Source organism: Aggregatibacter actinomycetemcomitans, assembly GCF_023518055.1.
Lineage (GTDB): Bacteria > Pseudomonadota > Gammaproteobacteria > Enterobacterales > Pasteurellaceae > Aggregatibacter > Aggregatibacter actinomycetemcomitans.
On the sequence record NZ_CP085096.1, the window covers coordinates 1,615,304 to 1,629,208 of the forward strand.

Below are 13,905 nucleotides of genomic sequence, written 5' to 3' on the forward strand. Positions count from 1 at the left end.
TCATGTACCCACCCTTTTTATATTCGATTTTCGAGCAGGTACATCCCCCAAAAACGCCTCTAAAAGTCACCGCACTTTCTACCACCCTCCAACCGCTTAACATCCGCCACAAACTTGAACCTATTACCAAACCGAAACAACTTTTTTCTCAATATAACAGCCTGATTATTTTCATTTTAGATTTCGATTTTATTTTGATGTTGGTGTTAATTAACGCCCCTCCTTTCTCTCCACAGGAAAATCACGAACCGGCGTATTCCGCGTCGATCTAATTTCTATTACAATAGAGATAATGCTATTTAGCACAGTCTTCTAGCTGCTCTTTTTATTTTAACGATCATGAAAATCCATTTATTACTCCGCCAACAAACCATCGAACACGATAACCGAATTCCGCTTCTCAACCGTCTGGAACAACACGGCGTTCATCACGAATACCAATGTCGCAGTGGCTACTGTGGTTCCTGTCGGGTAAAAATCAAAAAAGGCAAGGTGTCCTACGCAGAAACACCGTTAGCCTTTTTACAAAAAGATGAGATTTTATTGTGTTGTTGTCGGGTGGAAGAAGATTTGGAAATTGAATTGTAAAAATATCAGACAAAAAGCAACGCTTTTTGAACGTTGTCTCTGCCAACAGTTCCGAAGGAGCGAGTAAATCTTCAGGATTTACGAGTAAAAAAACGACCGCACTTTGGAAGGTACAACTTGTTGCACCATCCATAAATTAAAAAAGTGCGTTTACACGCACTCGACCTTATAAATTATTCAAATCCAACACGTCCGTCATGTCGAACAAGCCGTTGTTTTTACCTTCAAGCCATTTGGCGGCACGTACGGCTCCGTTGGCGAAGGTCATGCGGCTGGAGGCTTTGTGGGCTATTTCTACCCGTTCACCGATGTCGGCAAACCAGACGCTGTGCTCGCCCACCACATCGGAGGCGCGAATGGTGGAAAAGCCAATTTCATCACGTTTACGTTCACCGATAATACCATCGCGACAAAATACGCCGTGGGTTTTCAGATCCCGTCCGAGGGTTTTGGCAATATGTTCGCCCATGGAAAGCGCGGTACCGGACGGCGCATCGACTTTATAGCGGTGGTGCGCTTCGATGATTTCGATGTCGCAATAATCGCCCATCACCTTGGCGGCTTTTTCCAATAATTTAAAGACCAAATTCACGCCGACACTGAAATTTGAAGCAAACACGATAGCGGTCTTTTCGGCTGCTGATTTAATTGCCGCTTTGCCGGCGTCATCAAAACCCGTGGTGCCGATAATGATTTTTTTATGGTTGGCAACACAAAATGCCAAATGTTCCAATGTGCCTTCCGGGCGGGTGAAATCAATCAGTAAATCGAAACGATCTTTCACCGCGTTTAAGTCATCGCCGACCTTAATGCCTAAGTTGCCGATTCCCGCCAATTCGCCGGCATCGGCGCCCACCAATGAGGAACCTTTGCGCTCAAACGCCGCACCTAATTCCACGCCTTCCGCGTTATGTACCGCCTGAATTAATTGGCGACCCATACGTCCGCCTGCGCCCACTACAGCAATTTTTAATGTCATATTGTTTCTCCCGAAAATAAATTAGCCTAACACTTTCAGCGCACCACTATAAATTAAGTAGATGCCGAATAAAATAAAAATTACGCCCGAAACGTTATCAATATAGTGACTGTATCGACTGTAAAACTGTCTGGCGAAAGGGCGTGAGAATAAAATGGAAATGACGTAAAAATACAAAAAAGTTTCCACCGTGATAATCAAAAGTGCGGTCAGAATTTGCCGCGTTTCGGTGATGTTGACCAACACAAAAGACATTACGCTACTGAAATAAATCACCACTTTGGCATTGGATAAATTGACCAATAACCCTTTCAGTAACTCACTTTTGGCACCCACGCTTTTTTGCCCTTCCGCCGAATCATTAAACACCGCATTGGTTTTAACGCGCGTCATTTTCACGCCAAGATAAAACAAATAACTGCCCCCCAATGCCATCACCACGCCTTGCAATGCCGGCGAGGTTTTAAAGACGATAGCAAGCCCCAACACGGCAGCGGTTGCCCAGAGGAACACGCCGAGCGTAATGCCCATAACGCCGTAAATAGCGGTACGTCGTGAACGGATTGCCGCGACACGGCTCACATAGAAAAAATCCGGTCCGGGGGAAAGCAATCCCACCAAATGAACGAACATTAAATTTAACATCTGATTGCCTAGATAAAATGTGCTAATACAAAAATAACAACGATGCTGTAGCCTGCTGCCAAAATATCGTCCACCATAATGCCAAAGCCGTTGGTGAGTTTTTCGTCAAAATAGCGAATAGGATAAGGTTTTAAAATATCAAACAGACGGAAAGTCACGAAAGCGATGGCGCACCATAATAATGACACTTGCGGCACGGCTAATAACACAAGGAAAACCGCCACGATTTCATCCCACACAATGCTGCCGTGATCGTGCACGCCCATGTCATGACTGGTGCGTTCGCATAGCCAAATGCCGATGAAGAAGCAAAGTGCGGTCAAAATAAAAAATGTTTTTGCGCCGAGTACCGGCAGCAATAACGCGCCTAAAATCACGCCGACCAAACTGCCCCAAGTGCCGGGCGCGGGACGCAATAAACCGGAGCCGAACCCCAGCGCGAAAAAATGAATAGGATTGCGCAAATTCACCCGTTCGAGCGGATGTTGTAATGACGTCATAAGTGAAACCTATTTGAAATGCTCAAAACCGTATGGCAACTCAAGCTCGACCGCCAGCCCGTTGCGTTGAAACTGAATACGTTTTTTGCCCGCGTGACGAATTTGCCCGATACAGGTATATGGCACGCCGAGATGCGCCAGGGCTTTTTCTAATTTGACGATATTGTTGTCAGGTACGGTGAAACAAAGTTCGTAGTCTTCGCCGCCGGACAAGGCAAACTGTTCCGCTTTCGCCAAACCGACTTCGGCGACCAACTCGGCGGAAAGGGGCAATTTATCCAATTCAATCATCGCACCGCATTGGCTGCGTTCTAAAATATGCCCTAAATCGGCAACCAGCCCGTCTGAGATGTCGATTGCCGCATTTGCTAAACCGGAAACGGAAAGTTCCAATCCCAGCAGCACCCTTGGTGTCGGGCGCAGATGGCGTTGAATTAAAAATTCTTGCGCAGAATTCACCGCACTTTTGCCCTGCAAGATAAAAGATAAGCCTGCCGCGCTGTCGCCCAAGGTGCCGGAAACGTAAATCCAATCCCCCACTTTCGCCTGATGGCGACATAACCCTTTATTTTTCGCAATAATGCCTTGCGCGGTAATGGTCAACCCTAACGGGCCTTTCGTGGTGTCGCCACCGATTAAATCGACGTTGTAATGATCCAAAATGGCAAAGAAACTTTCACTGAATTCCGCCAGCCAATCATGATCGATTTTCGGCAAGGTTAAAGCGAGGGAAATCCAAGCGGGTTCGGCACCCATAGAGGCAAGATCGCTTAAATTAGTGGCGACCGCTTTGTAGGCTAAATCAGCAGGGCGAATGGTCGATAAGAAGTGAACGTTTTCCACCATGGTGTCGGTGGTGATGGCTAAATGCTGATTGGTGTTCAATTCGGTGATGGCACAATCATCGCCCACCGAAAGCACTACATCTTTGCGCGGAGGACGCTTGGAAGCAGTAAAATAACGTTGAATGATGTCAAATTCACCTTCGCTCATACTGCCTCTCTGCGCCATTTACGCACGCACAACCGGTGCAATTTTGTCTAATACACCGTTGATATATTTATGGCTTTCGTCTGCGCCGAACACTTTCGCCACTTCAATGGCTTCGTTGATGACCACTTTGTAAGGCACGTTCGCTTCAAATTGCAGCTCATACACCGCCAAACGCAAAATGGCTTTTTCGATAGGATCCAATTCTTCTAACGTGCGATCCAAATAGCATTGCATGGTGGCATCCACCGCTTCCACATTTTCCACCGTTTGACGGAATAATTTGCGGAAATACGGTGTATCAACGCCTTTCATATCCTGTTCGGTGATGAAATTCAGTTCCACTATTTCCGGGGAATTTTTTGAAATCGCCCAAGAATATAACGCCTGAACGGCGCATTCACGGGCGCGGCGACGAGGAGAGATTTTTTTTGTTTGTTCAGCCATTGTTACTTACGCAGCCTGAATTTGATTTAACAGATTCACCATTTCTAACGCAACTAAGGCAGCTTCCGCACCTTTATTACCGGCTTTGGTGCCTGCACGTTCAATGGCTTGTTCGATGTTTTCGGTAGTTAATACGCCGAATGCCACCGGAATTTCGGATTCCATCGCCACTTTGCCTAAACCGCTGCTGGCCTCACCCGCCACATATTCAAAATGCGCCGTGCCGCCACGGATTACCGTACCCAGAGCAACAATGGCATCGAATTTTTTGCTTTCCGCCAAACGGCGCGCTACTAACGGCAGTTCATATGCACCCGGTACGCGCACTAAAGTGATATTTTCATCTTTCACTTGACCGACACGTTTTAACGCATCCAGAGCGCCTTCAAGCAGGCTTTCGTTGATAAAACTGTTGAAACGGCTGATAACCACGGCGACTTTAGCTTCCGGCGTTGCGATATGACCTTCTAAAACTTTCATGTTCTTTCCTATAGATATGTTAATGAAAAATAGCGCGTGAATTCTAGCATAAAATTCCTTTTCTGGCAGTAAGAAAGGAAAAAGTGCGGTTAAAAAACGCAGAGAATTTCGACCGCACTTTAATGCCGTTCAGGCTGAATTAACGCCAGGCTTTGAATTGATTAATCAAGCCATTGGTTGAACTGTCGTGGCTTTCGATTTTATCGTTATTCACCAATTCCGGCAGGATGCGGTTGGCGAGTTGTTTCCCTAATTCCACACCCCATTGGTCGAAGCTGTAAATATTGAACAGCACGCCTTGTACGAAAATTTTGTGTTCATACATGGCGATAAGGGCACCAAGGCTGAACGGGGTGATTTTTTGTAGCAAGATGGAGTTGGTCGGTTTATTGCCGTTGAATACTTTGAACGGCACGATGTCTTCTACTTCCGCTAAGGTTTTGCCCGCTTTCAGGAATTCCGCTTCCACTTGCTCTTTGGTTTTACCGAAAGCCAAGGCTTCGGTTTGCGCGAAGAAATTGGAAAGCAATTTGTTGTGATGATCGGACAACGGATTGTGGGTTTGCGCCGGCGCGATGAAATCACAAGGAATTAATGTGGTACCTTGGTGAATCAATTGATAGAACGCGTGTTGACCGTTAGTGCCCGGTTCACCCCAGATAATCGGACCGGTTTGGTAGTTGTCGATGACTTTACCGTCACGTCCTACGTATTTACCGTTGGATTCCATGTTGCCTTGTTGGAAATAGGCGGCAAAACGGTGTAAATATTGGTCGTAAGGCAAAATGGCTTCTGTTTGTGCGCCGAGGAAGTTCGTGTTCCACAAGCCCACTAATGCCAATGTGGTCGGAATGTTTTGTTCCAACGGCGCATTGCGGAAATGTTTATCCATTTCGTGCGCACCGCTTAAAAGCGCTTCAAAGTTTTCAAAGCCGATGGAAAGCGCGATGGATAAACCGATGGCTGACCATAAGGAATAACGTCCGCCGACCCAATCCCAGAAACCGAACATATTGTCGGTGTCGATACCGAATTTTTCCACTTCTTTGGCGTTGGTAGAAAGCGCCGCAAAATGTTTTGCAACGTGTTTTTCGTCTTTTGCGGTAGCTAAGAACCAATCGCGGGCGGAGTTGGCGTTGGTCATGGTTTCTTGAGTGGTGAAAGTTTTGGAGGCAACCAACACAAGGGTGGTTTCCGGATTAACTTTCTTTAAGGTTTCCGCAATGTGCGTGCCGTCCACGTTAGACACGAAGTGCATGGTTAAATGATTTTTATACGGACGCAACGCTTCGGTCACCATATAAGGACCGAGATCCGAACCGCCGATCCCGATATTGATCACGTCGGTAATGGCTTTGCCGGTGTAACCTTTCCATTCGCCGGAAATCACGCGTTCACAGAAAGATTTCATTTTCGCAAGCACCGCATTCACTTCCGGCATCACGTCTTTGCCATCCACCAAGACAGGCGTATTGGCTCGATTACGCAGTGCGGTGTGTAAAACGGCACGATTCTCCGTACGGTTGATTTTTTCCCCGTTGAACATGGCTTCTTTCGCTTGCGCCAGACCGCACTCTTCGGTGAGTTGGCGCAACAAGTCGAGGGTTTCCTGAGTCAGATTATTTTTAGAAAAATCCACTAAGATTTCATTGTTGAAGGTTAAAGAATAATGCGCAAAGCGATCTTTTTCTTGCGCAAATAATTCCTGAATCGTAGCGTTTTTGCATTGTGCATGATGTTGCGTTAGTGCTTTCCATGCGCTAGTTTGGGTTGGATTAAGATTTTGCATAAACTCTCCTTAAACTTAATCTATGTATTCAGTTAAAACACGCGGGGTCAATTTGGTGATTAATTCATAACTGATAACGCCGGTAATTGCTGCAATTTCTTCAATAGGCAATTCTTTGCCCCACAAGATCACTTCATCACCGACCTTATCCTGACTGTCTGCACCAAGATCCACGGTAAGCATATCCATGGAAACCTTTCCGACAATAGGCACACGTCGACCATTAAGGTAAACCGGCGTACCTTCCGGCACGTCACGCGGATAACCGTCGCCGTAGCCGATTGCCACCACGCCGATTTTGGTATCTTTGTCACTCATCCAAACGCCGCCGTAGCCCACCGGCTCGCCTTTTTTATGTTCGCGTACGGCAATTAGGGAAGACGTAAGATTCATCACCGGAATTAAACCGTATTCTTTGCCGGCGGTATTATTCGGTGAAATGCCGTACATAATAATACCAGGGCGGATCCAATCCAAATGCGCGTCCTGCCAGAATAAAATACCGCCGGATGCGGAAATACTACGCTCACCGCCTTTACCTTCCGTCGCCTGTAAAAAACGCGCCAATTGTTTTTCGGTATAACCGCATGCCAATTCATCGGCGCGACTAAAATGACTAACAAAACCGATATTCGGGTCAACACAGGGTAACGATTTTAATTTTTGATAAAAGGCATCCACTTCGTCTAAATGTACCCCTAAACGGTGCATACCGGTATCAATTTTTAACCAGACTTTGATCGGATTCGGGGTTTTCGCCTGTTCCAGCGCGTCCAGCTGTTCTTGGCTGTGCACCACGGTTTGAATGTTGTTCACCGCCAGAACGGGTAAATCTTTAGCAGAGAAAAAACCTTCCAGCAATAAAATCGGCTTGGTAATACCGTTGGAACGCAATTTTAACGCTTCTTCCAAACGCGCCACGCCGAAGCAATCCACCAGATTTTCTACGGCAGAAGACACGAACACGACGCCATGGCCGTAGGCGTTGGCTTTGACTACCGCAATAATTTTGCTTTCCGGAGCTTTTTGTTTGATAGTTTGAATATTGTGCTTCAAAGCAACAGAACTGATTTTGGCTGTCGCGGGCTTCATGTGCATTTTTTAATCTCTTCGCTGATTCTTTAATATTCATCATCGTAATAATGATGTTCCGCCAAATTATCAAACCGGGAAAATTGTCCTTGGAACGCCAGTTTTACGCGCCCGATAGGGCCGTTACGCTGTTTACCGATAATAATTTCCGCAATGCCTTTTTCTTCCGACTCGCGGTTATACACTTCATCACGATAAATAAACATGATCAAATCCGCATCCTGCTCAATGGAGCCAGATTCCCGTAAATCCGAGTTCACGGGGCGTTTATCCTGACGGTTTTCCAACGTACGGTTTAATTGTGACAGGGCGATCACCGGCACTTCCAATTCTTTTGCCAAGGCTTTTAAAGAACGCGAAATTTCCGCAATTTCCAACGTTCGATTATCAGAAAATGCCGGTGCGCGCATTAATTGAAGATAGTCCACCATGATTAAACTTAATCCGCCGTTTTCCCGATACACCCGTCTGGCACGGGAACGTAGCTCTGTTGGCATTAACCCTGAGGAGTCATCAATAAATAAATTCGGCTTTTTAGCAAGTACGCCCATGGTACTGGAAATTTTCGCCCAGTCGTTATCGTCCAACCCCTGACCGGTACGAATTTTAGTTTGGTCCACGCGGGAAAGTGACGCAAGGCTACGCATCATAATTTGTTCCGCCGGCATCTCCAAACTGAATACCAACACCGGTTTTTCACTGCCTAACGCCGCATTTTCACACAGATTCATAGCAAACGTGGTTTTCCCCATGGAAGGACGCGCCGCCACAATAATCAAATCGGATTTTTGCAAGCCGGCGGTTTTTTTATCCAAATCTTTAAAGCCGGTAGAAACGCCGGTGACGCCGGAATGATCTTTGGCTTGACTGAGTTGTTCGATTTTACTGATAGTATTTTCCAGAATGGCGATAATATTTTGCGGACCTTCATTGCCCGAGGTACGTTTTTCCGCGATGGCAAACACTTCCCGTTCCGCTTCGTCCAGCAAATGTTTCACATCCTGCCCTTTCGGTGAATAACTGTTCTGCGCGATTTTATTCCCCACGGAAATCAATTCGCGCATAATGGCTTTTTCCCGCACCACATTCGCATACGCCACCACGTTGGCGGCACTTGGCGTGTTATTGGAAAGTTCCGCCAAATAAGCGAAGCCGCCTACCTGTTCAATCACTTCACGGCTTTTGAGGGCTTGTTCCAAAGTGATTAAATCCACCGGCGCCTGTTGCGCAATGAGCTTTTCCATTTCCTCAAAAATCAGGCGATGCTCAAAGCGGTAAAAATCCTCTTTCACCACATTTTCCGCTACATCATCCCAATAAAAATTGTTCAATAAAATACTGCCTAACACCGCTTGTTCGGCTTCAATGGAATGAGGGGGAATATTTAAATTGGTGGTATTTTTTTCTTTTGCAGGAGGTGAATTCTTAGACGCCATCGTTGCCTCGGTTAGTGGAAAAAAGTCGCTATATGATATACCAAATCCGGGGGCGGTTTAACTTAAAAATACAAAAAAGTGCGGTGGAAATTCTCCGTAAAAATCCACCGCACTTTTCTTTAGAAAGGCACAATTAAAATCAGTATTAGCCGTTTAATTTACGTCTTGCCGCTACCGCGTCAGATAATTCCTGCAAGACTTTTTCACTGTCGTCCCAGCCAATACAACTGTCGGTGATACTTTGCCCGTATGTCAATTCTTTGCCTTCTACCAAATCCTGACGACCTTCCACCAAATGGCTTTCAATCATGACGCCGAAGATTTGTTTTGAGCCGCCGGCAATTTGGCGCGCCACTTCATGGCTAACGTCTAATTGTCTTTTGAATTGTTTGCTGCTGTTGGCATGGCTGAAATCCACCATAACATGCGGTGTGTAACCGGCTTTGGCAAGTTTTGCACACACGTCGGAAACATCTTCTTCACTGTAATTAGGACCGTTGTCGCCACCACGTAAAATAATGTGGCAGTCTTCGTTGCCTTTGGTAGAAACAATGGCGGAATGACCGAATTTGGTTACGGATAAAAAATGGTGCGGTGCTTCTGCAGCGCCGATAGCATCTAAAGCAATTTTCACGCAACCGTTAGTGGCATTTTTAAAGCCCACCGCGCAGGATAAACCGGAAGCCAGTTCACGGTGTACTTGGGATTCGGTGGTTCTTGCACCGATGGCACCCCAGCTCATGAAATCCGCTAAATACTGCGGTGTGATCATATCCAAAAACTCACCGGCGGAAGGCACGGTTAAATCGTTAATGTCGGATAATAATTTACGCGCCATACGCAAACCGTCGTTCAAGGCATAAGTATTATTTAAGTGCGGGTCATTAATTAAGCCTTTCCAACCCACGGTAGTACGCGGCTTTTCAAAATACACGCGCATGATGATTTGTAAGGTATCTTTGAATTTTTCACGCATTAATTTAATGCGTTGCGCATATTCCAATGCCGCTTTCGGATCGTGAATGGAGCAAGGCCCGATCACCACCAACAGGCGATCATCTTTGCCATGAATAATGTCGTGTGCTTCTTCGCGGGCTTGTTCTACGGTTTTTACCGCAACCTCGCTGGCAGGAAATTTTTCTAATAACGCGATGGGCGGCAATACCTGTTCAATCTTACCGATTCGAGTATCATCGTTTTTAATATTAATATCTTTTTTTTTCATTTTTCACTCTTTATTACACAACAACAAAACTAAATTTAAAAAAGCGACTCTACTCTACCACCATCTCTTGTACTAGCAAAAGAGTTTATTGAATTTCTTCTTAATGACCGCTTAACACCTGTGCCGGTTGTAATTTCGCCGCGCGGTTTGCCGGATAAAGACTGGCGAATAAACTTAAAATTAACGCGGACAACAACACCAAAAGCACATCTTGCCAATGTAGTTCCGTCGGCAGAAAATCCACGAAATAAATACCGTCGGACAACAATTTCTTACCAATGGCGTTTTCCAATAACTGAATTAATTGAGTCAGATTCAAGGCTAAAATCATGCCAAACACAATGCCAATCAGGCAGCCTTTCATGCCCGCCTGCAAGCCGTACCAAATAAAAATCCGTTTAATGAAACGGTTATTGGCGCCGAGGGTGCGCATAATGGCAATATCGCCGACTTTGTCTTTTACCGCCATAATTAAAGTGGAAACAATGTTAAAACAGGCGACCCCGATAACCAACACCATGGCGATATACATCACCGTGCGGATCAGCTGAATATCGCGGTACATATAACCAAATTTGCTGATCCAGTTTTGCAGGTACAGCATCTGCGGATAATCCTGCAACATGGAATAATCCATATTTTGCACACTAAACGGATCTACGGTTTTCAGTTCCACGCCGGTGACCTGATCCGCCTGATAATTCATCAATTGCTGCGCCTGTGCCAACGGCATCAAAGCATAACTGTGATCCAACTGACCGTCCAAACGTAGAATACCGGTCACTTGAATACGTTCACGCAACGGCTGGGTGAGATTTTCCGAGCCTTTTTGCTGGGAAATTAACAAAGATACCCAATCCCCTTCCTGCACGTCCAAATCCCGCGCAATACCGGAACCGAGGACCAATCCGCCGTTTTGCGCAAAATTCTGCCAACCGGCATTTAACACGAAGCGCCCGAGAGAACTCACTTGATCCTGCAACGCCGTTTCCACCCCTTTAATTTGCACGACTTTTAATTTTGCGCCGTTTTCCACCAACGCGGTAAAACTTACGAAAGGTGAAATACCGCGAATTTGCGGATTTTGTTTAAGTTTCGCCGCCAAATTCTGCCAATGATCGATGGGCGCATCCCCTTGCCCCGGGGCGGAAATAATTTCCGCGTGTGGCACCACCGCCAAAATACGTTGATTCAACTCGCGCTCAAAACCATTCATGGCACTTAAGCCGACAATGAGTACCGCCACGCCCAAGGCAATGCCCATGCTGGAAAAAAAAGCAATCAGCGATACCAGGCGATTTCTATGTTTACTGCGCTGATAACGCCAGCTAATAAAAAATGGCGTATTCATCAGGCATGTTCCTCGCGTAGCACGCCGTCTTGCATAATTAAACGGCGATTGAGTTTTTCCGCCAAACTCAAATCATGCGTTACCAATAAAAAGGCGATGTGTTTTTCTTGGTTTAACTGTTGAATCAACTCAAAAATGCTTTCCGTGGTTTTATGATCCAAATTCCCCGTGGGTTCATCCGCCAGCACGAGCGCCGGGTTATTCACCAGCGCACGGGCAATCGCCACACGTTGACGCTCGCCACCGGACAAGGCGGATGGGCGATGTGAAATTCTGTGCTGTAAACCGACCGCACTTAACATCTGCTCGGCGCGTGCTTGCGCTTCACTTTTATTTTGTCGCCCGATTAACATCGGCATCATGACATTCTCAAGTGCGGTGAAATCCGCCATCAAATGATGAAACTGATAAACAAAGCCTAAATACTGGTTGCGCAATTTCGCCAAGGCATTCGGCGTCATCTGTTGCAGCGACTGCCCTTTAATAAACACCTCTCCGCCGCTCGGTTGATCTAAACCGCCCAAAGTGTGTAACAAGGTGCTTTTACCCGAACCGGAACTGCCCACAATAGCAACCAATTCGCCCTGTTGCATCGCGAAAGAAACCTGTTTCAACACTTCCGTTTGTTGCGTGCCTTCTTGATAAAATTTACTGATATTTTGGCAGGATAATAATGCTGTAGTCATGTTTTCATCTCTTGTTATTCGTAACGCAAGGCTTCCGCCGGTTCAACTTTTGCCGCCCGATATGCCGGATAAATGGTGGATAAGAAAGACAATAATAAAGAAAAGGCGATAATCGTCAGAATTTGCCAAGGCTCAAGTGCGGTCGGTAAATACATCGTTTGTGCGCCGAATAAATTCACAATGCCGTCTAAATTTAACGTCACCAGCACACCTAAAATCGAGCCTAGCAGCGTTCCCATCAAGCCCACCAACAAACCTTGATAAATAAAGATGGAACGTACCTGCCCTTTGGTCAGCCCTTGGGTTTGCAAAATGGCGATTTCACCCTGTTTGTCCACCACCATCAGGCTTAAAGACGTAATAATATTGGAAATCGCCACCACGATAATCAGGCTCACCAACAAGCCCATCATGTTTTTTTCCATACGCACCGCTTGGAAAAACTCGCCTTTTTGAGTGCGCCAATCGCTGATTTGATAGTCCGCCGGAAACGCAGTCGGCAAGGCTGTAATCTGGAAAGGATCCGCTAAGAATAAGCGAAAGCCCTGCACCTCGCCCGGTTGAATACGCATTAAACGCCCGATGTCCGTTAGATTGGTAAAGGCTTCATAGCCAGACACTTCGCTGTTGTCAAAATAGATTTCGCTCACGGTAAATAAGCGCTGTAAAGGTACTCGTCCGAAAGGCGTATATTGGCTATTCTCGGTGATCATCAACCGCACTTTATCGCCCACATGCAGATTTAATTTCTGCGCCAGCTGATCACCGATAATGATTCTAAACCCGCCTGTCGGCAGCATTTTGTCGAATTCCTGCTCGGGAAAATCAAACAAAAGCGGATCATCGGAAAACTGCCGAATACCAATCACCTGTCCCGCACTGACACCGCCTGCCGTCTGGAAAATCACATTGGTCATGTTAATTGGCACGGCTTTTTGCACGAAATCCGGCATTGTCGGCGGTGCGTCGTCAATTTTGGCGTTACCGTTCGGGCTGACAATGGCGTGCGGAATGGTGGATAGCACTTGTTGCTTCTGGTAGCCCTCCAATCCGTTCATCACGGACAGCACAATGATTAGTGCCATCACGCCGAGAACGATCCCGAAGCCGGCCAAATTCGTCACCAAACGCCCGAAACGATCGGCACTTTTCGCCCGCCAATAGCGTAACGCGATAAAAAGAGGTGTAGATAAAGTCATAACTGCTTAAAAATAGTCAAAAATACGGAAAAATTGCGCGCTAGTTTAGCATAGAAGGAAAGAAAAAGCAGAACAGCAAGAAGTTTCTCATGCCACACATGAAAAATACGCCAAACCAGTGCTGAAATACGACGCAGCGGTAGTCGTATAATAGCATTCGAAGAAATCGACAAGTAGACACCAAATAATGTAAAACTCTGCTCAAGTGGTGCCAAACCTATGCCAGTCCAAATGGCATATACAGTGCCGAGCAGAATATTTTTTAGCGCAGCGCAATAGACAAAAAATAAAAAGCACGGACAAAACCGCTACTTATTTTTAACATTGATGAACCGAAGACTCCTCCCACTATAGTTAATGCCAGGAATAACCAGTGCATGGATAATCCTATTTATCGTAAATGTAAGAATATTTTACTTAAAAATAACTTTAAATCGCGGTTGTAATCAGATTTTTCCTCATTTTATGTTGTCTTCAAGTTTCACAGTGAGATATAAA

The 13,905-nt window shown here is 46.0% G+C and carries 15 protein-coding genes; 2 read left to right on the forward strand and 13 right to left on the reverse strand.

Going from position 1 to position 13,905, the window contains the following annotated elements:
* The first annotated feature begins 2 nt into the window (after window positions 1–2).
* Both LIN98_RS08050 and yfaE read left to right on the forward strand, forming a co-directional pair.
* Window positions 3–272 (forward strand): hypothetical protein, encoded by a 270-nt coding sequence (locus LIN98_RS08050; RefSeq protein WP_005568183.1) that lies wholly within the window; start codon window positions 3–5, stop codon window positions 270–272.
* Between the two features lie 67 nt (window positions 273–339).
* A complete protein-coding gene (yfaE, locus tag LIN98_RS08055) occupies window positions 340–588 on the forward strand; it encodes a class I ribonucleotide reductase maintenance protein YfaE (protein ID WP_005537767.1) in 249 nt (82 codons plus the stop codon).
* A 166-nt stretch (window positions 589–754) separates the two neighbouring features.
* Here the strand turns inward: yfaE and dapB are convergent, their stop codons facing one another.
* From dapB to LIN98_RS08120, 13 genes are all read right to left on the reverse strand, one after another.
* A complete protein-coding gene (dapB, locus tag LIN98_RS08060) occupies window positions 755–1,567 on the reverse strand; it encodes a 4-hydroxy-tetrahydrodipicolinate reductase (protein ID WP_005590834.1) in 813 nt (270 codons plus the stop codon).
* Window positions 1,568–1,588: 21 nt separating this feature from the next.
* Window positions 1,589–2,212: a LysE family transporter gene (locus LIN98_RS08065; protein WP_014167700.1), complete on the reverse strand. Its 624-nt coding sequence runs from the start codon at window positions 2,210–2,212 to the stop codon at window positions 1,589–1,591.
* A gap of 8 nt (window positions 2,213–2,220) precedes the next feature.
* Entirely contained in the window at window positions 2,221–2,712 is a 492-nt protein-coding gene (locus tag LIN98_RS08070) for a phosphatidylglycerophosphatase A family protein (RefSeq protein ID WP_005568188.1), read from the reverse strand.
* A gap of 9 nt (window positions 2,713–2,721) precedes the next feature.
* The gene (gene thiL, locus LIN98_RS08075) at window positions 2,722–3,705 is read right to left on the reverse strand and encodes a thiamine-phosphate kinase (protein WP_005571510.1); all 984 of its coding nucleotides are present in this window, start codon (window positions 3,703–3,705) and stop codon (window positions 2,722–2,724) included.
* 18 nt (window positions 3,706–3,723) lie between these two features.
* Complete coding sequence (nusB, locus tag LIN98_RS08080) at window positions 3,724–4,149, reverse strand: transcription antitermination factor NusB (protein WP_005545327.1); 426 nt, start codon at window positions 4,147–4,149, stop codon at window positions 3,724–3,726.
* A gap of 6 nt (window positions 4,150–4,155) precedes the next feature.
* Window positions 4,156–4,629, reverse strand: coding sequence for a 6,7-dimethyl-8-ribityllumazine synthase (gene ribH, locus LIN98_RS08085; RefSeq protein WP_005537755.1), 474 nt, complete (start codon window positions 4,627–4,629; stop codon window positions 4,156–4,158).
* A 139-nt stretch (window positions 4,630–4,768) separates the two neighbouring features.
* On the reverse strand, window positions 4,769–6,418 hold the full coding sequence (gene pgi / locus LIN98_RS08090) for a glucose-6-phosphate isomerase (RefSeq protein ID WP_005545329.1): 1,650 nt from the start codon (window positions 6,416–6,418) through the stop codon (window positions 4,769–4,771).
* A gap of 15 nt (window positions 6,419–6,433) precedes the next feature.
* Complete coding sequence (alr, locus tag LIN98_RS08095) at window positions 6,434–7,516, reverse strand: alanine racemase (RefSeq protein WP_005544553.1); 1,083 nt, start codon at window positions 7,514–7,516, stop codon at window positions 6,434–6,436.
* A 23-nt stretch (window positions 7,517–7,539) separates the two neighbouring features.
* Window positions 7,540–8,946, reverse strand: coding sequence for a replicative DNA helicase (locus LIN98_RS08100; RefSeq protein ID WP_014167699.1), 1,407 nt, complete (start codon window positions 8,944–8,946; stop codon window positions 7,540–7,542).
* A 145-nt stretch (window positions 8,947–9,091) separates the two neighbouring features.
* Entirely contained in the window at window positions 9,092–10,171 is a 1,080-nt protein-coding gene (aroG, locus tag LIN98_RS08105; protein WP_012820942.1) for a 3-deoxy-7-phosphoheptulonate synthase AroG, read from the reverse strand.
* Between the two features lie 100 nt (window positions 10,172–10,271).
* Entirely contained in the window at window positions 10,272–11,522 is a 1,251-nt protein-coding gene (lolE, locus tag LIN98_RS08110) for a lipoprotein-releasing ABC transporter permease subunit LolE (RefSeq protein ID WP_014167698.1), read from the reverse strand.
* Entirely contained in the window at window positions 11,522–12,208 is a 687-nt protein-coding gene (gene lolD / locus LIN98_RS08115) for a lipoprotein-releasing ABC transporter ATP-binding protein LolD (RefSeq protein ID WP_005545339.1), read from the reverse strand. Before lolD ends, lolE begins: the two co-directional genes overlap by 1 nt.
* Window positions 12,209–12,222: 14 nt before the next feature.
* Window positions 12,223–13,407, reverse strand: coding sequence for a lipoprotein-releasing ABC transporter permease subunit (locus LIN98_RS08120; RefSeq protein WP_005545341.1), 1,185 nt, complete (start codon window positions 13,405–13,407; stop codon window positions 12,223–12,225).
* Window positions 13,408–13,905: the final 498 nt, after the last annotated feature.